This is a genomic window from Micromonospora sp. II, from assembly GCF_001709195.1.
Classification (GTDB): domain Bacteria; phylum Actinomycetota; class Actinomycetes; order Mycobacteriales; family Micromonosporaceae; genus Micromonospora; species Micromonospora chalcea.
In genome coordinates this window covers 98690-122076 of sequence record NZ_LYXF01000012.1, presented here as the reverse complement: position 1 = coordinate 122076, position 23387 = coordinate 98690, and the positions used below count along the sequence as shown (strand labels likewise).

Below are 23387 nucleotides of genomic sequence, written 5' to 3'. Positions count from 1 at the left end.
GATGCAGGCCCGCATCCAACGCATCCTCGGCCGCCCCCAAGCCGAGACCACGCTCGGCCACGCCCTGTCCCTGCCACGCAGCACTCACATCCCCGTCAACGCCAGGCCCGAACAGCTCTCCGCCCGGCACGCCATCTTCGACGACCGTCTGGACGAAGCCCGCAGCGCACTGCTGCCTCTGCTCGTCGAAGCCGAGCGGACCGGAGACGCCGAAGCCACCGTGGATGTCCTGCGCAGCCTCGCCGAAGTCGAGATCCGCGCCGGACGGTGCGGACTGGCCCTCGACTACGCCGGCCGCGCCCTGTCGCTTACCGACAGAGCCGCCTTGGACCCCGCACCAACGTGCTACACCTCCGCCCTGGTCGAGGGCACCGCCTCGTGCACCGACTCCGCCCTCGCTCACGCACGCCGCGGGGCGGACACCTCCCGCCGGGAGGACAACAAAGTCTTCCTCTCCCGAAACCTCTTCGTCCTCGGACATCTTCTCCTGGTCACCGGGCGTCCGAAAGAAGCCCTGGAGGCGCTGGAAGAGGTCCGTACGCTTGAGAAGCGCCAGCAGGTCCGCGACCCGTCCGTCCTGCGCTGGCACGCCGACCTCGCCCAAGCCCTCATCTCCCTCGGCTACCTCGACCAAGCCCGCAAACTGCTGACCGATACCCGTCGCACCGCGACTGATCTAGATAGAAGCTGCGTCCTCCCCGTGCTCGACCGCTCCCAGGCACTCCTGGAAGCCACCCTGGGCAACTACGATGCGGCCGCCGACCTCCTCACCGCAGCAGCCGACCACCTCCGCCACCTGCCCATCGAACACGGTCGAACCCTCCTGGCCCTCAGCCACACCGAACGACGCGGACGCCGACGCGCCAGCGCCCGCACCGCGGCGCAGAGCGCCGCCGACCTCTTCAGCACGCACCAGGCACACCCCTGGATCGAAGCCGCCACCCGCACCCTCCACCAACTGGAGCCCGTCCCCGCGCACAGCAGTACGCTCCCCTGCCTCACCTCCGCCGAACAGCGCTGCGTCGAGCTCGCCGCCAGCGGAGCGACCAACCGCGACATCGCCACCGCCCTCACCATCAGTGTCAAAACAGTCGAAGCAAACCTCACCCGCGTCTACCGGAAGCTCGGCATCCACTCACGCGTCCAACTCGCGCACCTTGCAGCCCTGACGGCAGCGCCGGCAGAAGCCCTGCAGCCCGGCCTGGCGCATCAGCCTGGCAACGCGTTTGCGCCCACTTCCGACTCCGGTGCCCAGGCGTAACTCGGCGTGCGGCGTAAAGGAGCGGGTTGGGCGAGGATCGCACGTGCTTCCCCGGACAGCATCCTCGCTACGTCAAGTCGCAAAATGCCGTGACGAGGATTTAGAATCGAGAAAGTTGACACAAAAAGCAACAGAGGCGGCCGGTTTGCTACTGTAACCGCCAGCAACGGAGCGCAGCAGCTATCCAATGCGACCAACAAACAGAGGTAATGAACGGCTGAATCGCAGGCAGTCGGCCTACCGACATGCATAGATGACGGTCTTAGGAAACCGATGCTCTATCCCCTGAGCTACGAGGGCGCGAGGGCACAGTCTAGCGACCTGGGGTTCACCTGGGGTGGCAGGGAGTGGCCCCCGTTCACCCACGTTCCCCGGACCGCCGTTCTCCCAGCCCAGGAGCACACCTGAGCACACGAACCCCGGTTTGCGGCCGGCGGTCGGCCATGGTGACCCTCGTTGGCACCGGTCCACCCCGGTCGGCATCCGCTGGAGGAGTCTCCAGGTGACTCTGGTTGATCTTGGCGGGCAGGATGAAGTGGCCGGCGTCGACTGTCTGGGGCGTCACGCTGACACGCCGCACCGGCCCTCCACGATCCTTGCCACACCTTGGCGACGGTCAGCGAAGAACCATGCGTCAGGTGTCGAGGCCTGCGAGGTTGAGGCGTTCGAGCAAACTGGGCTTGCGGGCATGCGCCGCCCGGAGCTCGGCCAGCCGGTGCTGGAACGACGAACTGTCCCCGTCGCGTTCGCTGAGTTCGCGCAGGTCGATGAGGAGTTGCACGGCGGTGTCGTACTCGCGGGGTTTCTTGGTGGCGATGAGCTCGTCGACTCGCTGCCAGGCGGCGGGTTGGTCGACTGCGAGGGTGTCGAGGTGCCGTTGCCGGGCTGCTGCGGCGGACCGTTCGCGGCGGATCCGGTCGCGTTCGCGTTGCTCAGCGTCCCGTCGTTCCCGTTCGGCGCGCAACCCCGCGGCGGTGGAGAGCAGTTCCCCGGCGGTACGGGCGGCTGCCGGGGTGGGCGTATCAGTGCGGTGTGCGTCGCGGTAGCGGCGCAGCAGTCGGTTGCGCAGGTGGCTGTCGCCGCCGGTGATCAGGTCGGTCAGGATGGCGTCCTTGTCCCGAGCGGGCAGCCCGACGACCCAGGTGCGTAGTTGCGCAGCGGTCGGTTCGCCGGAGGTGGCCGGCGGCGGTCCGGCCGCCGCGGCCGCGATCAGGTCGGGGTCGATGCGTAGGAACTCGGCGACGGCGGTGAGGGACGCGTCGAGGGTCCCCAGCCGGGCGGGGACGGGCGGTTCAGGCTCGTCGTCGGCGATCTCGGCGGACTGTACGCAGCGCAGCCAGGCCAGGTACAGCAGGCGCAGGTCGCCGGCGGCGAGGCGGGCCCGGACCGGGATGACGGAGGCGAGGAGGCCGTGGCCGTCGAGGTCCCACTCGTCGGTGCCGTCCTCGTCCTCGTCGTGCAGGTCGATGATGACGTGCTTGCCGGTGGTCCACGCGGATGCGCTGTCCCCTTGGCAGTACTGGGAGACGGTGGCGGGGTCGAGCACGTGTTTCGGTAGCCGCAGCATGAGCTGGCGGGTGCCCCAGTTCGTCAGGTACAGGTGCGCGTCGAAGTACCGCTCCATCAGCGTGCGCGGGTCGCCCTTGAAGTCGCCCCACTCGTAGGTGTTGACGAAGCTGGTGGCGGTGATGTCGGCCCGGGTCGACAGCGACCGAAGCTCGGCCCGCTCCCGGCCGGTGAGGGGCCGGTCGACGGCGGTGAACTCGTAGTACTGGTACTCGCTCACCGTGGCCTACCGTCCGGCCCAGTGCCGGTAGGCGTCGATCCACGCGGCGCCGTCCGGCGCGGGGGTGAGCAACGGYAGGTCGAGGAGATCGATCCTCTGCCGGTGGCGACCTCGGGCGCAGACCGCGACGATGTTGTCCGCCGCCAGCTCGGCCTTCCGTACGGTGGCCTCGACGCCGAGGACGGTGGTGGTGAACGGCACCGCCAGATGCTCCTCGATCATGGTGAACAGGCCGGCGCGCTCGTCCTCATGACCGTCCGTGTCGGCGGTGGCTTCCTCGATCATCGCCTCCAGCGCGGCGTTGTCCTTCGATGCCATCGGCGGAGGATAGCGGACCGGTGCCGGGATGTTCGACGCCCGATGCGCGAGGATGGTCGGCATGGGTTCGGTGGCCGAGTTCGTCGATCTTCGGCGGGAGGTGGAGCGGTTACGGGCAGAGAACGCCCGACTGGGACGTCTGCTGGAGCTGCGCGGCCAGGACACGACTGCGGCGCCGGAGCAGTTGTCCGCGCCGGTTGAGCCGCCAGGGCTGGTCACCATGGCTTCGCCGACTCGGGACAAGCTGGCGTTGTTCGCCGACCGGTTCCGGGCCCGGGCCGACGTGTACGCCGTGCGGTGGGACAACGCCCGTACCGGCGCTGCCGGGTGGATGCCCGCAGTCGCCGGTGGCTGGCGTAAGGGTATGGACCGGCGCGGTGCCACCTACCTGCCCCGCACGACGGAGGTCGTCGCGGCGCATCTGGTCGGCGACGTGTTCATGGGCCTATACCCGCTGATGCCCGGCAACACCTGCCACTTCGTCGTGGCCGACTTCGACGGGCCGACGGCGATGCTCGACGCCCTCGCGTACGTGAAGGCGGCGCGAGCCAGCGCGGTGCCGGCCGCGTTGGAGGTCTCCCAGTCAGGCCGTGGTGCCCACGTGTGGGTCTTCTTCACCGGTGCTGTTGCCGCGGCCACCGCGCGGGCCGTCGGCACGGTCCTGCTGCGGGAGGCGATGGTGCTGCGCGGGTCGATGGACCTCCGCTCGTACGACCGGCGCTTGTGCTCCAAGGCGCGATGAGCACCCGCGAACGGCGGACAGTCGTTGACCGGCTCGACGGCGCCAAGGCCGGCCTGCTCGTCATCGGCACCACGCCGTTCATCGGTGAGGGCTTCGACGCCCCCGCCCTCGACACCCTCTTCCTCGCCGGCCCGATCTCCTACGACGGCCTACTCGTCCAATGCGCCGGCCGCGTCATCCGCGCCGCGCCCGGCAAGGACCTCGCCGAGGTCCACGACTACCACGACCCGGCCACTCCCATCCTCGCCGCCTCACTCCCACGCCGCATGCCCGGATACCGGGCCCTCGGCTTCACCAGAACATGAGTACATCCCCTCGCGATCATCATGACTGGTCCGCCGGCTTCCGAAGAATGACGTACGCCAAGCGTGCTGGGCCTAGCCTGGTAGGCTAAAGGCCATGGGCCGGTTCTCCGAGGATGAGCTGCAGGCGGTTGTCTCCCGGTATGAGGCGACGCGGGCCGCCGCGCTGACCGAGCGGGACGAGCAGCTGCGGGCGTTTCACGCGGCCGGATGGCGGCCGGTGGATCTGCAGCGCGTCACCGGGTACAGCCGGGAGACGATCCGTCAGGCGCTACGACCGGAAGTCCGGCGGGCGACGAACCTCAGCCGGCGCAGGATGTCACCCCAGCCGCCAGCGGACTACCAGCCCTACGGCGACCGGAAGCCCTACGTGGTGGCCGAAACCCTCGCCGATCTGCACGGCCCGACCGACGGCTCCGTGACGCTTCCGCGTCACCTCGACTGGTCCGGGCATGCCGAGTACGACCTGAACCGGCCCGCACGCCTGGCCAGCATGTACAAGGTGGTGCTCACCGAAGCCAGCACCGTCGAGGACCTGCACACCTGGCTCGATGCCGACCTCCTCCGGCGGCTCTGGCCCACTCTCTGGCTGCCATCCCAGCTCCGCCAACGCTGGGAGGACGCCTTCCCCGAACTCGCCGCCACACGCAGCAACGCGGCATAGCGGTGGACCCCTTCCACGAACGCCTCGCCCGTACCGGGCTCGCGGCGGCCGACCGATACGGCTTCGCGCTGGCCGGCGGTTACGCGGTCCAGGCCGCTGGGCTCCTGGAGCGGCCCAGCGAGGACGTCGACCTGTTCACCGCCTGGGACCGCCGCGACGAATTCACCGCCGCAGTCGCCGCCGTCGTACACGCCTACCGAGACGACGGCCTCACCGTCGAGACCGAGCGGCAGTACGACACCTTCGCCCGGCTCACAGTCACCGATGGCGCGCGGGTTTCCAAGGTCGAACTCGGCGTGGACTGGCGCGCCAACGAACCGATCCTCATGGCGATCGGACCCGTCCTCCACCCCGACGACGCGGTCGCGAACAAGATGAGCGCCCTCTACGGACGAGCGTTCGCCCGCGACTTCATCGACATCGACGCCACGCTCCGATCCGGCCGCTACACCCGCGACGCCCTCCTCGCCCTCGCGCAGCGCGCCGACCGTGGGTTCGACCCGCGCATCTTCGCCGACGCCCTCGCACAAGCCACCCAGCTCGATCCCGACGACTTCGCCCAGTACGGCGTCACCGGCCCAGCGCTGGACGATCTCTTAAGCCGATTCGCGGAGTGGCGCCGCGAACTGCTCGACTACGAGGAAGGGTGACTCGGCTTCCGACTCACGGCAACGTTGAGCCTGCACCCGCAGTACCCACACGTTCACCTACGTTCCTCGGACCGTCGTTCGCCCAGCCCAGGACCACCCGCGGAGCACACGAACCCCGGGTTGCGACCGGCGGTCGGTCGCGGTGACCCGCGTCGGCACCGGTTGACCCGGGTTGGCATCCGCTTGAGCAGTCTCCATGTGACTTCAATTGATCTCGGCGGGCAGGGTGGGCCGGCTGGCGCGGATGGGGTTGCGTCGGCGGCGAGCAGCCTGGTTCAGGCTGCGGCGCGGATCACCGGTGCCGGTCGAGTGAATTCTTAAGGTCGCGGATGAGTGCCCGGACAACGTCAACGCGCGTCACCAGGCGAGAGCGAGGATGGCTTGCCGATGGTTTCTTTCCTTGCTCGCGCGGTCCGCCCATCAACACCGAGAGATCGGAGTGTGCAATCGCCGAAATGCCCGGCCCGTTGGGTTGTCCCGCGACCGGCCGGGCTGGCTGCGCGACCGGCAGCCTGGCCGATGGCGGTTACCGCATCGGACTCGAGGCCCGGGACACCGTCACCGGCCAGATCCTCGGCCGGGCCGACGTTACGCACGGGCGGGAACAGCGGGCCCACACCACCTCAAGGTGATCAACCAGCGCGCGTACTCCGGCGGTATCTACCGTGGCGCGGGCGCAAAGTGCGCTGGGCACGGCGACCTCCAGGTCGCCGTGCCCGCGGGTCTGCGCGCCGTGGAACAGATCCACCACCTGGCCAGCCGTGACGTACCACGGAACTGCGGAGGCGTTCGGCCAGAACGGCGCGGATGTCAAGCCCTCACGCGTCGACATCAGGAGGGCGCACGACCACCAGCCTGAAGCGGACGAGGGATCCGGCCAGACAAGAGAGTCGTCTGCTCGTCGAGGGACGGGCGGTCGCCCTCACCCACCCGCGCCGAACCATCCGTCGGAACCTCGGGGACCGGCGTTCCCTCGCACTCCGCTCCCCGTTTCGGCAGCTTTCCGTTCAGCAGGTAGTCGTCGATGGCGGCGTCGACGCAGGCGTTGGTGCCGTGGACGACGTGGTAGCCATCGCGCGGAACGCTGAGGAGCCGGTGCCCGAGCAGGTCCGCCATCGCCCGACCGCCCTCGTACGGCGTCTGCGGGTCGAACTCCTCCTGCACGACCAGCCCTGTCGGGTAGCCGCTGCGGCGCAGCTTCACCAGCGGCTCGACCCGCTCCACCGAGCCGAAGGTGCACTCACGCGGAGAAACCGCCGAAGCACCCCAGCCGTAGGGGAAGTGCTCGGAGAAGTAGCGCATGTCCGCGTAGTACACCTTGAGGTCGGCGGGCCATTCGGCCTCGCAGTTGACTGCCTCCCAGACGCCATTGCTGGTCGGCGGCGGGTCGGCCTGGATCTCTTGCTGAAGAGCCAACGCCCGGCCCAGGTCACCCGGCACGTCCGAGGGTGTCTCGACCTGCTGACGCAGCCGGCTCGCCGTCGCTGCGAAGAAGTCCCAGTACGCCACCTCGTTGGTGGCCCCGACGAGGCCGTCGAACTCGGTGCCGTCGTACACGAAATCACCCTGGTCGATCGGGCGTTGCTCCAGCTTCGCCCGGGTCCGTTCGATCGTGGTGCGCACCTGCGACCGGGTGGTTCCCAGCCCGTAGATTCCGTTGCGCTCGGCCACCCACGTCATCCAGGCGTCGGCGGTCCTACGTTGGGCGATTGCCTGTTGCTTCCACGCCTCCCGCCATATCCATTGCGGGTGGATCGCGGAGTCCAGGACGTTGCGGTTCAGTCGCTTCGGAAAAAGCGTGCCGTAGACGGCCGTCACGTACGTGCCGTAGGACTTCCCCATCAGGTTCAGCTGACGCTCACCCAGGACCGCGCGGACGATGTCGAGATCTCTGGCGTTGTTGGCGGTGGTGAAGTAGGGACGCCGGGCACCGTCCGCGCGTTCGCATTGCTGATCACGCCTGCGGAACTCCTCGGTGTACGCCCGCATCTGCGCGTCGGTGAAGCGCGTCCTACCGGACACCTGCACGCTCGTGCCCTCGCACAGCAGAGGCTGCGACTGCCCGACACCGCGCGGGTTGTACCCGATGATGTCGTACCGCGTTGACAGCGCCTCGTACGCCGGGTCCTCCGGCGCGTAGATTCCCTGCCCGCCCGGCCCGCCGGGGACCTCGACCAGTACGCCGAGCCGGTTCGGCTGATCGCTCGCCAGGCGCCGGGAGAGCTCGACGGTCTCCCGGGGACCGTCCGGTCGCCGGTAGTCCAACGGCACCCGCACAGTCGTGCATTCCACCGCCGGGGACGCGCTCCCGGCACGGGGAAGCGCGGACGCCGAAGCATCCGGTGACCGCCTCGGTGGCACCGGCGGGCGGGGGCAGGGTCCCCACGCAGGACGCTGCGCGTAGAACTCCGCCAGTCCGACCGGCACCGCGTCGGACTTCGGCGCGGTGTTCGCCTCGGCGAGAGGCACCACCTGTACGCACAGAGCCGCTGTTGCCGTGGCAATCAGACCGGCCTTTGCTCTGCGTCTCATCCCAAGCCTTCATTCTTCGCGACAGGAGCCGCTGAAGCGGCCCTGCGGAACAGCACCGTCGTGGTGCCGGCGCTGGCCGTCATGGCCGCAGGGCGGTCGCGGCCGGAGTCCAGGTCGACTCGTCCTCGACGTCGGCGACCGTGATCCCCTTGGCGATCTTCTCCAGCTCGACCCGCGGCAGCGTGTTACCGGCACCATCGGGGCTGACCTCGACTACGACTGCGCCGTCGGCGCTCCGGAACTGGCACCAGATGTCGACCTGCGGGCCGTCCCACCCGGGCCGGTCGGGTACGTCGTAGCACTTCGTCACACCGGGCTCCGGCGTCTGGTTCGCGCTGCTGCTCGGGATGACCGAGATGTGGAACCCGTCTTTGATGCCACCCTCGCTCGCCTCGTACGGTGCGGTCAGCCCAGTGGTGGGCGCGGCGGACCTGGTGTACGTCGCGCCGCCGTAGTCGCCGCCGCGGGCCGCGGCGATGCCGCCGAGGCCCGCCGTGGCGTGGGTGCCGATCTGCAACGGCACGTAACCGTCCGGCAGGTAGCCCACCGTGAAGGGCACCAGGGCCGGCGTCGGCCTGCTGGGCTTCAGGCCTTCGACCAGGCCGCCCAGCTCCTCGAAGCTCGGCGTGGCCTTGTCGCCGGAGTACGACGTGACAGCCGCCCAGGCGTTGTCGGCGTACTCCCAGGCGAAGAGCTTGTTGCCGCCATCCACCGGGCGTTGCGGGTCAAGGCCGACCGGCAGCGTCGCCTGCACGGCCCTGCGCCCGGCCACGGTGACGTTCGCGCCGTCCTTGATCCCGGCCGGGTCGAAGGCACCGGGCCGGTAGACGGTCAGGTACGCCAAGAGGGCCGGCTTCCCGTTTTCCTTGTTCCGCAAGAACGCGTCGCCCTGCTCCTCCACCTCCTGGCGGGTCATGGGCTTGTCGTTCGAGGTGTGACCGTCGGAGTAGACGGGAGCGATCTGGTACGCGGTGGACGCGACGATCGGGTCCTGCACATGCAGCGTGCCGGCGTCGTACCCGGTGAAGGTGAAGGTGAACGACGCGGCGTCGGGCCACTCGGCCCCGGCCGGCTCGGACGCCGCCGCACCGGCCACGAACGGCGCGGCCGGGGGGCTCTGCTGCGCACCCAGAGCCGGTACCACGAACGCACCGGCGACCACGGCCACGACGAGGCCCGCCGCGCCGGCTGACGCGAATCCGGCCCGACGGCGGCGCTGCGCCCGCCGCCCTGCCGTGATGATGTCGTCGACGGTGCGGGACATCGGCGGCTCATCGCCCGTTACCGCGTCCACGAGATCATGCAACCGCATGGGTCCACTCCTTTATCGATGGTCCGTTGAGATCGGTACGGTCGCCGCCGAGTGACTCGCGCAGCTTCGCCAGGCCACGGGACACCTGACTCTTGGCCGTGCCCACCGTGCAGTTCAGGACGCTGGCGGTGTCCTCCAGGCTCAGATCCAGGTAGTGCCGGAGCACGACCGCGGCTCGCTGCCGGGGTGGCACCGAGTCGAGCGCCGCCCGCAGGCGCATCCGCTCGTCGCTCGCACCGGCGGGGTCGCGCAGCGCGATGTCCGGCATGGCGTCACCGGCCGACCGCTCGCGCCGCCACGGCCGACGGGTCTCGTCGACCGCGGCCCGGTAGACCATGGTCTTGACGTAGAGATCGGGCCGGTCCAGCTTCCGCCAGCGGGGATAGAGTTTGACCAGAGCATTGGCCACGGCGTCCTCCGCCGCGTGCCAGTCGCCGCAGGTCACGTACGCCAGCTTGCGCAGTGACGCCATTTCTGACGTCACGAACTCGCGGAATGCTTGCTCGTCTTCGGCTATCAAGTGCCCTGCCTCCTCGTGACGGAGGTAGAACGGAACCGCCCACCCGGAAAGTTGCACCGCTCGAAGAAGTTGGCGGATCAACAGGATGATCGAGCGGGTTCTACGGTCGCGCCGACGCGCTCTGAAGAGATCATCGTCGCGGTCGAGCAGGTAGTGGTCGCCCGCCGGTCCAGGCCGTCCACACCCGAGCAGGATTCGGCCGACACCGACCGTCCGGATCGTCGTACCGGCGGCCGCTCATCCGTCCCGGCCGCCCGGAGCGGATTCCACCATCGCGGCGAGGAGCGTGGCCACCGGCACGGTGGCGAACCCGACCCGGTTGTCGCCGGCCCCGTACGGCAGCCACAGCTCGCCGTCGTGTACGAGCGCGCCGCAGGAGTAGACGACGTTGGGGACGTAACCGTCCTGCTCGGCCTCGTCGGGTGACAGGAGCGCGCCGGGCAGCCGCGCGATCACCCGTTCCGGCCGGCGCAGGTCGAGCAGGAGCGCGCCGATGGCGTACCGGCGCATCGGGCCGACGCCGTGGGTGAGCACGAGCCAGCCGGCGTCGGTCTCGATGGGCGATCCGCAGTTGCCGACCTGGATCAGTTCCCAGCTGTCCCGGGGGGCGTGCAGCGGCACCGGCCTCCGCCACCGGTTCTCACGGTCCAGGCTGGTCAGGCCGATGGTCTCGCCGTCCGCGCGGCACAGGGCGAGGTGCCGTCCGGCCACGGTACGGGGGAACAGCGCGACGCCCTTGTTGCGGACGCCCGGCCCGCGCATCGGGGTGCTGTCGAATCGGCGCAGGTCCACGCTGGCAAGCGTGCGGGTGGCGATGCGCCGTCCGTCGTAGGCGGTGTAGGTCGCCCGGTACAAGGGTCCGGACTCGCCGGTGAACCTGACGAACCGGGCGTCCTCCATGCCGTTGCCCTCCGCCGGAACGGCCGGCCAGAGGACTCGTTGATGCAGGGCGGTGTCGGCGGGGAAGATCGTGGCGTAACTGGCGGCGTTGGTGCGGCGTACCTGTTCGAGGGTGTCCGGTCCGGTGCTGCGGGAGAGCAGGTCCGGTGGCAGATCGCCGATCACCCGGTCGAAGGTCGCCTCGTCGTAGCGTTCGGGCAGGGCGTGCAGCACGGTGGCGGTGATTTCGTTGTCGCAGTCCACCTCGGTCAGGCCGGCGGCGAGGAGGTCCCGGCGGTGTCGTACGGCCGTCCGCTGTCCGACGACCGGCGGCCCGGACCGGTCGGCGACGGTGAGCCGGAGTCCGGGTCCGAGGACCGCGGTGGCGAACCCGATGGACGACAGGTGCCCCTCGCCGATCTGGCGCAGGCTGATCGCGACGCGCAGTTGCCCGGCGATCAGGCCGGTCTGGTCCGGATGGGCAACCATCGACGGGTTGCACAGGGCCGCCGCCTCGACCGCGTACTCGTGGCTGAAGTAGGCGCCGATCAGGAGCCGGGTGGTGGGGGAAAGGTCCCGGCCCCGGGCGATGCGGTGCCGGACGAGGTCGTAGTGGTGGTGGAACGTGGCGTCCAGATCGCGGTGCCGGGTGCCGAACCGGTCGAAGGTCTCCCTCAGCAGCCGGCCGGTCTCCTCGTCGTCGAGGTGCGCGACGCGGTCGATGAGCGCCCGCGCTCGGCTGCGTACCAGGGCGGCGTCCTCACCCGGGACGAAGAGCTTGACGACGACCCGGCGTGGATCCGGGGCCAGGATGGCGCCGTGCCGGACGGCCAGGGTGTCGGTCACGACCACCGCCGGGCGTGCTGCACGGTGGAGATCAGCGCGAGGGTCGATTCGGCGCCCTGGTTGAGGTTGGGTCCGTGCGGGGTCAGCCCGTCGTAGCCGCCGCCGGTCGCCGGATCCCACATCCGCGTACCGACGTCGTTGTCGCCGAGGAACCACCCCACCGCCTGCCGGACGCCGGTCTCCCAGCCGGGGTCGCCGGTGACGGCGGCGGCGGTGGCGCAGGCGTCGGCGAACGCGGCTACCTCGATCGCCTGCTGGTCGTGGCGCAGCCGCGCCGCGCCGCGCTGCCACCCGCCGGCGGGTACGACCGACAGGTGTCCATCACGGAGCTGGACGTCGCGCAGCCAGGTCAGCATCCGCAGGCCGTCGTCGAGGGGCGGGCCGTCGTGGCGTAGCTGACTGGCCGCGATGACGACCTCCGCGAGGGCCGCGTTGGCATAGGTCAGGCACGGCTGCGGCCAGGGCCAGAGCGGGTCGGGGCCGGGGGCGCCGATCGTGGCGGCCGCGTCCATGAGCAGTGTGGCCGCATCGGCGTGGCCCGGGTGGCGGCGCAGCACCTCGATGGCACCGAGCCCGGCGAAGGCCATCGCGTGCGGGGCCGGGGAGCGCCGTCTGGCGCCCCGGCCGAAGGCGACGAGTGCCTCCTCCCGGATCCAGGGCGCGGGGCTGCGGGCGGCGGCGGTGCCGAGCCCCCACAGCGCCCGCCCCCACCAGTCGCCGAGCCCGGGGGCGTCGGTCCACCGCCGGTCGTGGCCGAGCCGATTGCGGAAGGCGCCCCGGGTGTCCTGCGCGTGGGTGAGGAACGCGAGGTAGCGCTCCGCCAGCCCGAGCACCTCCGGGGTCGGCTCCGGCTCCCGGCTGGTGACGACCAGCCCGCGCGCGGCGTCATCGGTGCAGTAGCCGTGTTCGCGGCGGACGATGGCGTGTCGGGCGTGCTCGAACAGGCCGGTGTCGTCACTCAAACGGCTCAGGTGCGCGAAGCTCGGCCGGGGCGTCGGATGCCGGCCACCGCTGCCTGACATGTTGGACAGATCGGTGGTCGCGGTCACGCCGACGCCGCGCTGACCGCGGAGAGGCGGGCGGCGACGAGCCGCTCGGCGAGCGTGCCGTAGCTGGCCGCCACCGCCGGCCAGCGCAGGTCCGCGGCCGGCGGCCGGACGCGGCCCGCCAGCCGGGCGGCCAGGCCGGGCTCGGTCAGGATCCGCCGGATCGCGGCGGCCAGCGCCGCCGAATCCTGGTGGGGTACGACCAGACCGGGCCCGCCGTTGAGCAGCTCGACGGCATGCGGGAAGGCCGTGGCCACGACGGGCACCCCGGCGGCCACCGCCTCGATGAGCACGCCGGAGGTGACCTGTTCGCGGGAGTCGTAGGGCAGCACGACCACGTCGGCGGAGCGGATCAACCGGGCGAGCGCGGGTTGGTCGTGGTAGACGTTCTGGTAGTCCACGGCGTGGGCGATGCCCAGCTGGGCGCCGAGCTGGTGCAGTCCCGCCCGGTACGCCTCCCCCTGGTGCTCGACCACCTTCGGATGGGTCCGGCCGGCAATCGTGTAGGTGGGGGTCGGTTCGAGGTCCTGCAACCGCGCGAGGGCCCGCAACGACCACTCGACGCCCTTGCCCGGGCCGAGCAGTCCCCAGGTCAGCAGGTGCGGGCGGGTACGGCGGTCGGCGGGCACGTGGACGTGTTCGGCGGCGCCGTGCGGGATGACCGTGACCTTGTCCGGACGTACGGCGTAGCCGACGAGCAGCCGGTCGTGAGCCGTGCGGGTCATGGTGACGACCGCTCCCGCGGCGGTGACGATCTGCTCCAGCAGGGACTTCTGCCTGGGCGAGGGCCGGCGGAGCACGGTGTGCAGGACCACGATGCTCGGCACGGTGAGCCGGCGCAGCAGCGGCAGGACGTCCTCGCCGTCGGCGCCGGGGTAGATGCCGTACTCGTGCTGCACGACGGCCACGTCGAAGGTGTTGAGGACGGCCGCGGCGTCCCGCCAGCCGGTCTGCGTACGGGCCGACCAGGTGTGCACGACCCCGGGTCCGGCCCGCAGGTCGTCGCCGTGGTCGGTGACCCGGACGATGCCGCCGCGCGTGCCGTCGGCGGTCAGGTGGGTGGCGAGGGCGGAGTTGAAGGTGGCCAGTCCGCATCGGGTCGGTGGGTGCGTGCTGAGGAAGCCGTAGCTGGGCATGGGTGTCGGGCCTTCCGGTTGTCGGCCGCCTCGGAGTGGGGGCGGCCTCACGCGGTGTCGGCGCACGCCGGCCAGCGTGTGTGGCCGGCGGAACGGATCGGGCGGTGGTGGCCGGGGGTTCAGCGGTGCGACCGACGGGTGAGGCGGTCGTAGACGGTCAGGTAGTCGGTCACCATGCGGTCCGCGCCGAAGCGTTGCCCGGCCCGGGTCCGACAGGTGGCCCGGTCCAGCGCGGCAGCCCGGCCGACGGCGTCGACGGCCTGCTCGGCGGTCCGCACGAGGAACCCCGTCACCCCTTCGTCGACGACCTCCGGCATCGACCCGCGCGCGTACGCGACGACCGGCGTGCCGCAGGCCATCGACTCCACCACCGAGAGCCCGAACGGCTCGTCGAAGGCGATCGGGTGCAGCAGCGCGGCGCTCGCGCCCAGCACCTCCGCACGCCGCCGAGGGCCGACCGAGCCGAGGAAGACGACCCGGTCGCCGTCGATGTGGGGGGCCACCTGCTCGGCGAAGTACCGCTCGTCCTGAACGATGCCGCAGATGGTCAGCGGCCGTCCGGCGCGGCGGGCGATCTCGATGGCGGTGTGGGTGCCCTTGTCGGGGTGGATCCGGCCGAAGGCGGCCAGTCCCGGGCCGGCGTCGCGGGTGAACGGCAGCCCGGTCAGGTCGACACCGTGGTGCACCGTGGCGACGTAGTCGAGGTCCGCGTTCCGGTCGGCGTCGGAGATCGAGACGTAGGACGAGCGGGCCCGGGCGTACGCGGGGAGGATGCCCGCACCGGAGAAACCGTGCACGGTGGTGAGCAGCGGCGCGCGGCAGTGTTCGGCGAAGGCGAGCGGCAGCCAGTCGAGGTGGCTGTGCACCAGGTCGAACTCCGACGAACGGGCCATCGCGTGGGAGACGTGCATCGCCTCCCACACCCGGCCGTCCATGGCCGGGTCGTCGGCGTACCCGCGGGGGCACACACCGTCGAGGGCGGCGGAGGTGACGGAGTCCAGCGTCGCGAACAGGGTCACCTCCACGCCACGGGTGACCAACCCCTCCGCGAGCAGCCCGGTCACCTGCTCCCAGGGGCCGTAGTGGTGCGGGGGTGTCCGCCAGGCGACCGGCCCGAGCAGGGCGACCCTCACGGGGACGGCGAGTCGGCGAGGTCGGCCGGATCGAGACGCAGGGTCGCGAGCAGCCCCACGTGCTTAGCGGGGTCCACCCGCTCCGGTAGGTCGCGCTCGACCCAGTCGGCCCTGGCGTGCTGACCGCGCTCGCGCAGCGCCGCGACGATCCGGTTTCTGGCGATCCCCATCATCTGCCTCTCGAGAAGCTGTTCGGAGTGGTTCCGCGTGCCGGCGCCGGGTCAGCGGAGGAGCCCTGTTCTCAGTTGAGCCAGCGAGCGCTTCAGCAGCCGGGAGACGTGCATCTGGGACAGCCCGACCCGGGCGGCGATCTGCGCCTGGGTCAGGTCACCGGTGAACCTCATGGTCAGGATCCGGAGTTCGCGTGGGGGAAGCGCCGCGAGGAGCGGCCCGAGGGTGAGGTGGTCGTCGACGGCCGCGTAGCCCGCATCGACGGTGCCGCTGCGCGCGTGGCGTTCGATGCGGTCGGCCGCGAGTCGTGGCTCGTTCAGCGATGCCAGGCGATAGACACCGAGGGCGACGACGGCGGCCAGGACCTGGGCGACGGTCACCTCCAGGTCGTCGGCGAGCTCTCGATCGGTCGGCTGGCGGCCGTGTTGCTGCGCCAGCCTGCCCCGGGCCTCGGGCACCCGTGCACCCAGTTCCTGGGTCGGACGCGGAACCCGGATCGCCCAGGCCGAGTCGCGGAAGTGCTTCCGGATGCCGCCGAGGATGGTCGGGACGGCGTAGGCGGCGAACGGCACGCCACGACCGCCGTCGTATCCGTCGACGGCCTTGATCAGGCCGAGCGCGCCGATCTGCGCCAGATCGTCGTAGGACTCCCCGCGACCGGTGTACCGGCGGGCCAACCGACACGCCATCGGCAGATTCGCCTCGATGACCCGATTTCGTAGCCGTACGCGCTCGGGATCGTCGACGGTCAGGGCGGCGCGTCGACGCAACATGTCTTCATTGATCCCCGAGGCCGGGTTCGGCGTCGGAGGGGAGAAGGTGGCTGTGGGTGTCACGGCGGAGGTGACCATTGTTCCAACGCCCCTAACGGGCTGGTGGCGGCAAGACTGGCGCCACCGGGGACCCGGGCGACACCGTCACCGTACGCCTTCATCTCCAGGACCGACACCCGAACGGGTTCCGGGTGCCGAACCGGTCGTCAGGCGGACCCGTGGTCGACCGGGCCCAGCGTGATCTGCTCGGAGCCGTCGACGATCGCCTGGGACAGGTCGGACAGCCGCCGGTTGCGGCTGCGGGCGCCGTCGCGCAGCAACGCGAAGGCCTGACCCACGTCCACCTGGAGGCGTTCGGCGAGGACTCCCTTGGCCTGTTCGATCAGAACGCGGCTGTTCAGGGCGGTCTGCAGCTGCTCGGCGAGCATGTCGCGCCGGTGGATGGCGCGCTGTTGCAGCAGCCCGATGGTGGCCACGTCGGCGAGCGCCTGACCGATGCGGAGCTTGTCCTCGTCGACAGCTCCCGGCCGGACATCGAAGAGGTTAAGCGCGCCGATGACCTCGGAGCGCAGGCGCATGGGCAGGGCGTGCACCGCGGCGAAGCCGACCTCGGCCGCCGCGGCGGCGAACCTCGGCCACTGTGCGGTGGTCAGTCCCAGGTCGGCGACCGACACCGGTCGGCCCGTACGGAAGCAGTCGAGGCAGGGCCCCTGGTCGGTCTGAAGCTGGAACAGCTCCAGCAGCCGGGTGCGTTCGGAGGAGGCGGCGACCACCTGCAGCCTGTCCCGCTGGTCGGTCAGGAGCAGCCCGGCCGCCGACACACCCAGCAGATCAACGCACCTCTCGGTCAGCACGTGCAGGAACTCGATCACGTCGAAGTCGTCGACGAGAGTGTCGGCCATCTCCACGAAAACGTCGGCCAGCTGGGTTTCGGCCATGTCGGTCACCTCGCCAATCAATGGTTCCACCGGTCACCCGACGGGACGGTCCGTGCGGCGCCCGTCCTGGCGCCGATCCCCCGTTCACCCCTTCCGGTCACCGTGTCCGGTCCGGGCCGAGACGCAGGCGCCGGGCGACGATGTCGGTCGCCACGTCCCGCAACCGCCGGTCCCGGGAGTACGCGTGGGCCAGCATCCGGGCGAGTGCCACCGCCGCGGGCACCTCCAGCTGGGCCATGATCATTCCGGTAGCCTGGTGCACCTCGGGGTGGTGCAGGCCGGTCCCCTCGGGCCACCGATCGTTCCGGTCCGCGCCGTGGCTCGTCGCGCCGTCCAGCAGCACCGCGCATGCCGTGTCCGCCAGGATCAGCACGTCGGCCAGCTCCTCCGCCGCGAGGTCCTCGGCGCGGGCCCGGTAAAGGTCCAGGACACCGAGGTTGATCCCGCCCACCCGTAGTGGCAACGCGAACACCGCACAGGCCCCGACGCGCACCGCGGCCGGCGCGAACGCCGGCCAGCGCTTCCGGCATTCCGGCAGGGTCAGATCGGCGGCAAGGACAGGCCCGTGTGTGGTCGCGTCCACGCACGGCCCCTCGCCGAGGGTGAGGCTTAGGTCTTCCAGATCCGCAGCGCTTCGATCCGTCGCGTGCACCAGTTCGCGCGGCGTGGCATCGAGGACGACGGCGACGGCCGCGGAGTCGACGTCGGCGGCCGAGACCGCAGCCGCGCAGACATGACCGACCGTGACCGCGCCACCTCGGGCGGCAGCGCCGAGAGCGGCCCACAGCCGCAGCCGGCGATCGGAGGTCGTCGGATCGCCGTGCCCGGGGTTGTCCGTGTCCACCACTGACTCCGACCCGGATCGCTCGAAGCGGACGTTACGGACAGCGCCAGGGACCCGGGCGAAGGGCAAACGGTACTCCGCATGACGCCGCCGCGCTACCGGCGGCAACGGACGCGACGACGCCGAGCCGATCGAGGCAAGGGAGCGTACGCTGGCAGTGTCGCTCGGGACCCCGGTGGCTGACAGCCCGCCGCCGACGGACGCCCCGTTCGCGACGCCATCCCGACCGGTCAAGTCGCGGGGCCTACCCTCGCTCCCGGCAGGGCACCGTCCACCGCACGTCGGACCGCGACGGTCTGTCACAGGCCCGCAATCAACCAGACGCGCCGGCGCACCACCGCGCTCAGGCCGGCCGGATACTCCTCGGAAGGCGGCGGTTCTCATGACCGCACCCCGGAACAGTCATGTTCGATTCTTCCCGCGCGACGGTCACCGCGGCACCGATGCCTCTCGCCCGATTCCCCCGCGACCGGCGGTGAAGCGCTCGCGGGTCGGGGGTCTGTGGGTCGCTGCCGTGGTGTTCGCGGTCGTACTCCTGCTGCTGCTCGTCTTCGTGCTGCAGAACGGGCAACCCGCCGAGGTGTCGTTCCTCGGCGCGCACGGCACGCTGCCGATGGGGGTGGCCCTGCTGCTGGCCGCGGTCTCCGGGGTCCTGCTCGTCGCACTCCCCGGCACCGCCCGGATCGTGCAACTCAGATTGCTGGGTCGCCGTCGCATGCGGGAAGCCGGCGCGCCCGAGCATCGTCCGACTCCCCCGCCGGTGAACGGCATCACGGTAGTCCCGCTGCCGCCCCGCGCAGCGGATCAGGACGACTGAGCCGTGTCCGCGGGATCAGGCGTGGGGAGCGGAGCGGCTGCCGGCCTTGGCCAGGCCGCGGCTGACCAGGTAGCCGATGGTCAGCATGGTGACGTAGAGCCGGGCGCGGTCGGCGCGGAAGAAGGGGCGATCAGCGACGCGGCGCTGCTCGGCGTCCAGTCTTCGGCCACCGGCAGGTCAGGACGCAGCGTCACCAGCTCTTCCATGTTCGTGATCCGCAGCAACCGCAGGATGCTGCCCCCGGGCCGGCAGACGACGAGGGCGGAATCAGCCGCGAGCGCGATATGCGCCCGGGCGAGGAAACTGGGCAGCGCGGAGGAGGCGAAGGTGACATCGGCCAGATCCACGACGACCTCGGTCGGCGCGATGATCGACAGGCGCTCCACCACGCCCGACAGTGCCGGGTCGGCCTCCATGTCGATCTCACCCGCCAGGCGGATCAGGGCGCTGGGACGTCGAGGCGAGATCAGTAGGGTGATGACGAAATGCGCGCCGGACACCTGGGCCATAGCCTCACCTCGGCATGAACGACCTGATGCCGAGGGCTGGGGCAACGACCTGAACAGGCCGTGTCCTGATGCTACCGCCCGGCGACCCGATGCCGACAGCCGATGTGACCGGGCGGGACGCGGCGGTCCTCCGCCTCACCGGTTGTCGCGCAGCGGCGCACCGACCTCGTGCAGGTGCCGCAACGCCTGCCGGTACGACTGGACCAGGCTGGCCTGCTCGTAGGCGACTCCGATCTCCCTGCAGTAGGCCTCGACCATCGGTTGCGCCCGGCGAAGGTTCGGTGTCGGCATCGCCGGGAACAGGTGATGCTCGATCTGATAGTTCAGACCGCCCAGCGCGGCGTCGGTCAGCCGGCCACCGGTCACGTTTCGTGAGGTCAGCACCTGCTTGCGCAGGTAGTCCTCGGTGCCCTCCGGATGCGGCATGCCCTTGTGGTTCGGCGCGAACGTCATCCCCAGGTAGACACCGAACACCGCGTGGTGAACGGCGAAGAACGCCAGTGCCTGCCAAGGGGTGAGCACCAACAGCAGGGCGGCGACGTAGGCAGCGAGGTGAAGGCCCATCAAGCCGGCCTCCAGACCGCGGCGCTTCATCCCGGGGGCCAGCAACGCCCTGACGCTGGACACCCGCAGGCCGATGCTCAGCAGCGTCAGCAGCGGGAAGAACAGACCGGCCTGGTGACGGGTGACGTATCCCTTCAGCCCGCGTCGCCCCCGGGCCGACCCGCTGGCCCAGATCAGCACCTCCGACGCCACATCCGGGTCGAGATCGTCATGGTTGGGGTTGTTGTGGTGGCGGGTGTGCTTCTCCATCCACCAGCCGTAGCTCATCCCGACCGCGATGTTGGCCGCGATCCGGCCCGCCCGCTCGCTGAGCTTCCCGGTGCGGAACACCTGCCGGTGCGCCAGATCGTGGGCCACCAGAGCCGCATGCGAGAACGCGACACCCAGGAAGGCGGCGACGGCGAGGGTCCACCAGGACGCTCCGACCAACCACAACGCTGTCCATCCGGCCACCAGCATCGATGCCACCGTGACCATCCGTACGGCGTAGTAAGTGGGACGCCGTTCGAGCAGACCGGCCCGGACGACCCGTCGGTTGAGCACGGCGAAGTCACTGCCGCCCGCGGGCTTCCGGTGCGGAGGTGAAGTGTCGGCGAATTCGGTGACGGGAGGACAGGCAGTCGAGCTCGACATGGGACTCCTCGGATCTCCCACCGCACAGGAAGGTTCACGTCTCCGAGTGCGGCAAGCGTGTGCGGGAGGTGCGGACGACAGGCCGCGGGAGTCCGGGCGACCGCCGCGATCCGGCTAGGACGTCGGATGCAGCCTGAGGTCAGTACCCTCGTCGGCGACGTAGGAAACGGATCGTCTCACCCAGCAGGGTTACCACGTCGACTCCCGGCGTGTACCGGATCGGTGCCGCGCGCCGGCCGGACCGGCGCCGTCACAGTGGGCACGAACACCATCGACGCCCCCGTCTGCCTGCATCTGATGGTCACCTGCAAGTGCCCGGGCGGGATTCGGTCAGTGGTGGCTTCGGCAGAGTCGGAGCGTTCAGGTCCGGGCCGGCGCGGTGGGTGGGCGATCGCGCTGAACGTGGCCGCCTTCGGTCTCCCAGCCGGCGACGTCGTCGTCGGCTCGCGCCGACCGTCCCTGGCGGGGGTGGGACGGTATGGACGTCTCACCAGTGGCGCGCGTGCTGTCGGCGGGACGCGAAGCCGCGAGCATGGTCGCCGTCGCCACGGCATGGGTGGCCCCAGGTGCGACCACGGCCAGGTCGACTCGCAGATCCCGTGGGCCTGTAAGAATCACCAGCTCGGCCGCGAGACTGGTGAACCAACCCACCCTCACCACGGCACCACCGACGCCGATCCGGCCGGGGTGCCGGTCCCAGGCATCGGGCTGAAGCATGATCCGTTCGATCACGCCGCCACGCCGGGCGGTGAGCGCTGTGACGAGGCTGCACAACTCGACAACCGGTTCTCGTGACGTCGGCCACCAGCCGCCGTCGAGCATCGACCGGCTGGACGGCGAGTCGGCCAGCCGCAGGCGTGCCACCGGCGGCTCACCGGTGCAGACCCACGTCATGCGGTCCTTGGCAGAGCGGACCATCAGATCCGCCTCTCCGGTACGCCGGCGTCCGGGCGGGCGCCGGGAAGGTCCGAACGGGTGGTGGTGCAGGGGGTGACGCGGTGCACGAGGGTCACCGGGCTCCCGGCACGGCCGTCCGGCGTAGGCCGTGGCCGATCGTTGATCTCGGGGCCGGACTGCACACCGGTGGGGACGGGACCGAACCTGACCATGCGCGGACCTCTTTCGATGGTGGTGGGCTCCTGGGGAAGGGAGCAGGGGGCGTCGACGGGCCGGCCGGTTGGTCAGATCGCTCTCGGCGGTCAGGCGGACGGTCCGAGCGGAGTACGAGGCGGGTCGACGAGATCGGCCGGGTCGAGGCGCAGGATGGCGAGCAGCCCGGCGTGCTTCTCCGGGTCTATCTGCTCCGGCAGTTCCCGCTCGACCCAGTCGGCCCTGATCCGCTGGCCGCGTCGGCGGAGAAGACTGACGATCCGCTGTCTGGCGATGGTCATAGGACGCTCTCCCCTGCGGAGCCGTCCGAGAGGATCGCACTCACGGGCGGCCGTGCGAAAGCACTGTCTGGATCGCACCACAGGCTTGCCACGATGAGAGTGACGGTCGGGACCGACCGGGCAGAGTGGTGGCGACGGCTTGGCGGCCACCGGGGACTCGGGTGACATCTTCACCGTACGCCTCGCGGCGTGCTTCCACACCCCCGGTCACCGGGTGCGGCACCCGGGGTGCCGGCCTGGGCGCGGACGAGCCCGGGGGCGCGGGTCGGCGAGCAGGTTGAGCTCTCGTCAGGGCAGCCCTGGCCGGTGGGACGGTCGAGGCCAGCACGGCTGCGGGACATCGCGACTCACGATCGCCAGCCGGGTCGGGTCCGCCCCGCGTGCTTGTCGTAGCCGACGTGGTCGGTGATCTCGCCGCCCAGTGCCGATTCGAGGACCCGCTTCGTCATCTGCTGCAGCAGTCCACCCTCATCGGTCAGCTTCAAATCCGTCACCGCGAGCCCGATCGGCCAGCATCGCGATCAACTGCTCGTCCGTGACCGCATCCGCCGGCCTGGCGGCCGGCTCCTGCCCCGAGGTGATCTCGGCCGTCATCTGGCGCACGGGGGTCATTTTGAGGCGGAGCCGACAGAGCCAGGTGCGCGCACGCGTCGAGCCGCGATGTAGCGGCGGCCGTACGGCGTACCATCAGAATGGTGCGGGTCCGCGGCCTGCCAGCGACATCAATACCTGCGTGGCGAGTAGCTTGCGTATGCGGGTGACGGCGACTGTCCCTACCCGATCATAGGGCAGCTCCAATTGCAGCCCCTGGTCTGCGTTGCGAAGGTCTGTCGTGATCTCGTCCGGACGGAACGTGCCGCCCCAGCCGTTGAGTCCTCCGCGCTGGTTGGTACTGAGGGAAGCCATGCCGGAGATGCAGGCGCCGTCGACCAGGATCAGCCTCGCAGGGCCGGAGTAGGTCGTCGTCATTGTCATCAACCCTTCAGAATGTAGCGCCGTGCACAGAGGAAGGCGTCGAGTCCGACCATGGCGTGCTCCAACTGGACCGCGACCGTACGTGCCTCGACCGTCAGGGCGGCGGCAGTGCGGTATCCGGCTCGTGAGGGACAAGGGTCGATGCTTGGCCGTGGTGAGCGCATGAGACGCCGAACGGCGGCCCGCTGAATCAGTCGGGCCGCCGTTCGGCGGGTGTGGATCAGAGCGGGCGGATGTTCTCCGCCTGCGGGCCCTTCTGGCCCTGGGTGACGTCGAACTCCACCTTCTGGTTCTCGTCGAGGCTGCGGAAGCCGCTCGCCGAGATCGCGGAGAAGTGGGCGAAGACGTCGGCGCCGCCGTCGTCCGGGCTGATGAAGCCGAAGCCCTTGTCGGCGTTGAACCACTTCACGGTGCCTGTAGTCATGTCTGCTCCTTCGCAGGCTGTTAGAGACCGCACGGTGCGGACCCTTACGCCGCCGCGTTGATCACCCGCGTCGAAACGACACGAAAAACGAAAAGCGCCTGGATGGGTTTCAGATGCCCCATCAGGCGCCGGAAAACGTCTACGGAAATCAAAACTGCAACCCGGCCACCGTAGCACATGATCCGTCGTGGAGCCGATGGCGGTGAGTGGGTCTGGCCACA

The 23387-nt window shown here is 70.4% G+C and carries 27 protein-coding genes and 1 pseudogene; 6 read left to right on the top strand and 22 right to left on the bottom strand.

Going from position 1 to position 23387, the window contains the following annotated elements; genetic code table 11:
• Position 1: 1 nt before the first annotated feature.
• Positions 2–1102 (top strand): annotated as a pseudogene (locus A8711_RS08215) (helix-turn-helix transcriptional regulator); the annotation flags it as partial.
• Positions 1103–1135: 33 nt separating this feature from the next.
• Here A8711_RS08215 and A8711_RS33130 read toward each other — a convergent pair.
• From A8711_RS33130 to A8711_RS08205, 3 genes are all read right to left on the bottom strand, one after another.
• Entirely contained in the window at positions 1136–1255 is a 120-nt protein-coding gene (locus A8711_RS33130) for an IS3 family transposase (RefSeq protein WP_223201434.1), read from the bottom strand.
• 640 nt (positions 1256–1895) lie between these two features.
• Positions 1896–3047: a hypothetical protein gene (locus A8711_RS08210; RefSeq protein WP_069087865.1), complete on the bottom strand. Its 1152-nt coding sequence runs from the start codon at positions 3045–3047 to the stop codon at positions 1896–1898.
• A 6-nt stretch (positions 3048–3053) separates the two neighbouring features.
• Positions 3054–3365: a hypothetical protein gene (locus A8711_RS08205; protein WP_231915649.1), complete on the bottom strand. Its 312-nt coding sequence runs from the start codon at positions 3363–3365 to the stop codon at positions 3054–3056.
• A gap of 61 nt (positions 3366–3426) precedes the next feature.
• Here A8711_RS08205 and A8711_RS08200 point away from each other — a divergent pair, with 61 nt between their 5' ends.
• The 4 genes from A8711_RS08200 (at position 3427) to A8711_RS08190 (ending at position 5723) form a co-directional block, all read left to right on the top strand.
• Positions 3427–4107: a hypothetical protein gene (locus A8711_RS08200; RefSeq protein ID WP_231915650.1), complete on the top strand. Its 681-nt coding sequence runs from the start codon at positions 3427–3429 to the stop codon at positions 4105–4107.
• Positions 4104–4412: a helicase (end) gene (locus tag A8711_RS32755; RefSeq protein ID WP_082931159.1), complete on the top strand. Its 309-nt coding sequence runs from the start codon at positions 4104–4106 to the stop codon at positions 4410–4412. The genes A8711_RS08200 and A8711_RS32755 overlap by 4 nt, the downstream gene beginning before the upstream one ends.
• Before the next feature lie 94 nt (positions 4413–4506).
• Complete coding sequence (locus A8711_RS08195; RefSeq protein ID WP_064448560.1) at positions 4507–5073, top strand: hypothetical protein; 567 nt, start codon at positions 4507–4509, stop codon at positions 5071–5073.
• Positions 5074–5075: 2 nt separating this feature from the next.
• Complete coding sequence (locus A8711_RS08190; RefSeq protein ID WP_064448561.1) at positions 5076–5723, top strand: nucleotidyl transferase AbiEii/AbiGii toxin family protein; 648 nt, start codon at positions 5076–5078, stop codon at positions 5721–5723.
• An 831-nt stretch (positions 5724–6554) separates the two neighbouring features.
• Here the strand turns inward: A8711_RS08190 and A8711_RS08180 are convergent.
• From A8711_RS08180 to A8711_RS08135, 11 genes are all read right to left on the bottom strand, one after another.
• A complete protein-coding gene (locus A8711_RS08180; protein ID WP_158559964.1) occupies positions 6555–7994 on the bottom strand; it encodes an alpha/beta hydrolase in 1440 nt (479 codons plus the stop codon).
• 340 nt (positions 7995–8334) lie between these two features.
• Positions 8335–9567 (bottom strand): hypothetical protein, encoded by a 1233-nt coding sequence (locus A8711_RS08175; protein ID WP_064448564.1) that lies wholly within the window; start codon positions 9565–9567, stop codon positions 8335–8337.
• The gene (locus A8711_RS08170; protein ID WP_043330679.1) at positions 9554–10087 is read right to left on the bottom strand and encodes a SigE family RNA polymerase sigma factor; all 534 of its coding nucleotides are present in this window, start codon (positions 10085–10087) and stop codon (positions 9554–9556) included. Before A8711_RS08170 ends, A8711_RS08175 begins: the two co-directional genes overlap by 14 nt.
• Positions 10088–10324: 237 nt before the next feature.
• Positions 10325–11812, bottom strand: a complete 1488-nt coding sequence (locus A8711_RS08165) for a glycosylase (RefSeq protein WP_064448617.1) — start codon at positions 11810–11812, stop codon at positions 10325–10327.
• Positions 11809–12834, bottom strand: coding sequence for a hypothetical protein (locus A8711_RS08160; RefSeq protein ID WP_043330681.1), 1026 nt, complete (start codon positions 12832–12834; stop codon positions 11809–11811). Before A8711_RS08160 ends, A8711_RS08165 begins: the two co-directional genes overlap by 4 nt.
• Positions 12835–12857: 23 nt before the next feature.
• Positions 12858–13994 (bottom strand): glycosyltransferase, encoded by a 1137-nt coding sequence (locus A8711_RS08155; RefSeq protein WP_064448565.1) that lies wholly within the window; start codon positions 13992–13994, stop codon positions 12858–12860.
• 119 nt (positions 13995–14113) lie between these two features.
• Complete coding sequence (locus tag A8711_RS08150) at positions 14114–15127, bottom strand: glycosyltransferase family 4 protein (RefSeq protein WP_064448566.1); 1014 nt, start codon at positions 15125–15127, stop codon at positions 14114–14116.
• Positions 15124–15297, bottom strand: a complete 174-nt coding sequence (locus A8711_RS32405) for a hypothetical protein (RefSeq protein WP_176722769.1) — start codon at positions 15295–15297, stop codon at positions 15124–15126. The genes A8711_RS08150 and A8711_RS32405 overlap by 4 nt, the downstream gene beginning before the upstream one ends.
• A 51-nt stretch (positions 15298–15348) precedes the next feature.
• Complete coding sequence (locus tag A8711_RS08145; protein ID WP_082931161.1) at positions 15349–16149, bottom strand: SigB/SigF/SigG family RNA polymerase sigma factor; 801 nt, start codon at positions 16147–16149, stop codon at positions 15349–15351.
• A gap of 128 nt (positions 16150–16277) precedes the next feature.
• Positions 16278–17009, bottom strand: a complete 732-nt coding sequence (locus A8711_RS08140; RefSeq protein WP_043330684.1) for a GAF and ANTAR domain-containing protein — start codon at positions 17007–17009, stop codon at positions 16278–16280.
• 97 nt (positions 17010–17106) lie between these two features.
• The gene (locus tag A8711_RS08135) at positions 17107–18087 is read right to left on the bottom strand and encodes a GAF and ANTAR domain-containing protein (RefSeq protein WP_158629851.1); all 981 of its coding nucleotides are present in this window, start codon (positions 18085–18087) and stop codon (positions 17107–17109) included.
• 280 nt (positions 18088–18367) lie between these two features.
• Between A8711_RS08135 and A8711_RS08130 the strand changes: the two genes are divergently transcribed.
• Positions 18368–18670 (top strand): lipopolysaccharide assembly protein LapA domain-containing protein, encoded by a 303-nt coding sequence (locus A8711_RS08130; RefSeq protein WP_197494980.1) that lies wholly within the window; start codon positions 18368–18370, stop codon positions 18668–18670.
• An 80-nt stretch (positions 18671–18750) separates the two neighbouring features.
• Here A8711_RS08130 and A8711_RS08125 read toward each other — a convergent pair whose 3' ends face one another.
• The 8 genes from A8711_RS08125 to A8711_RS08095 all read right to left on the bottom strand — a co-directional run bounded on the left by A8711_RS08125 (position 18751) and on the right by A8711_RS08095 (position 23166).
• Positions 18751–19179, bottom strand: a complete 429-nt coding sequence (locus tag A8711_RS08125) for an STAS domain-containing protein (protein WP_043326971.1) — start codon at positions 19177–19179, stop codon at positions 18751–18753.
• Between the two features lie 135 nt (positions 19180–19314).
• Positions 19315–20376: an acyl-CoA desaturase gene (locus A8711_RS08120; protein ID WP_043326973.1), complete on the bottom strand. Its 1062-nt coding sequence runs from the start codon at positions 20374–20376 to the stop codon at positions 19315–19317.
• A gap of 360 nt (positions 20377–20736) precedes the next feature.
• Positions 20737–21294, bottom strand: a complete 558-nt coding sequence (locus A8711_RS08115) for a DUF5994 family protein (RefSeq protein WP_051611247.1) — start codon at positions 21292–21294, stop codon at positions 20737–20739.
• A gap of 281 nt (positions 21295–21575) precedes the next feature.
• A complete protein-coding gene (locus tag A8711_RS08105; protein ID WP_043326977.1) occupies positions 21576–21767 on the bottom strand; it encodes a hypothetical protein in 192 nt (63 codons plus the stop codon).
• A gap of 347 nt (positions 21768–22114) precedes the next feature.
• Complete coding sequence (locus A8711_RS32600) at positions 22115–22252, bottom strand: hypothetical protein (protein WP_197494984.1); 138 nt, start codon at positions 22250–22252, stop codon at positions 22115–22117.
• Positions 22236–22370, bottom strand: coding sequence for a hypothetical protein (locus A8711_RS32750; protein ID WP_255358612.1), 135 nt, complete (start codon positions 22368–22370; stop codon positions 22236–22238). Before A8711_RS32750 ends, A8711_RS32600 begins: the two co-directional genes overlap by 17 nt.
• An 84-nt stretch (positions 22371–22454) precedes the next feature.
• The gene (locus A8711_RS08100; RefSeq protein WP_043326979.1) at positions 22455–22736 is read right to left on the bottom strand and encodes a hypothetical protein; all 282 of its coding nucleotides are present in this window, start codon (positions 22734–22736) and stop codon (positions 22455–22457) included.
• Between the two features lie 226 nt (positions 22737–22962).
• On the bottom strand, positions 22963–23166 hold the full coding sequence (locus A8711_RS08095) for a cold-shock protein (protein WP_043326981.1): 204 nt from the start codon (positions 23164–23166) through the stop codon (positions 22963–22965).
• Between the last annotated feature and the right edge of the window lie 221 nt (positions 23167–23387).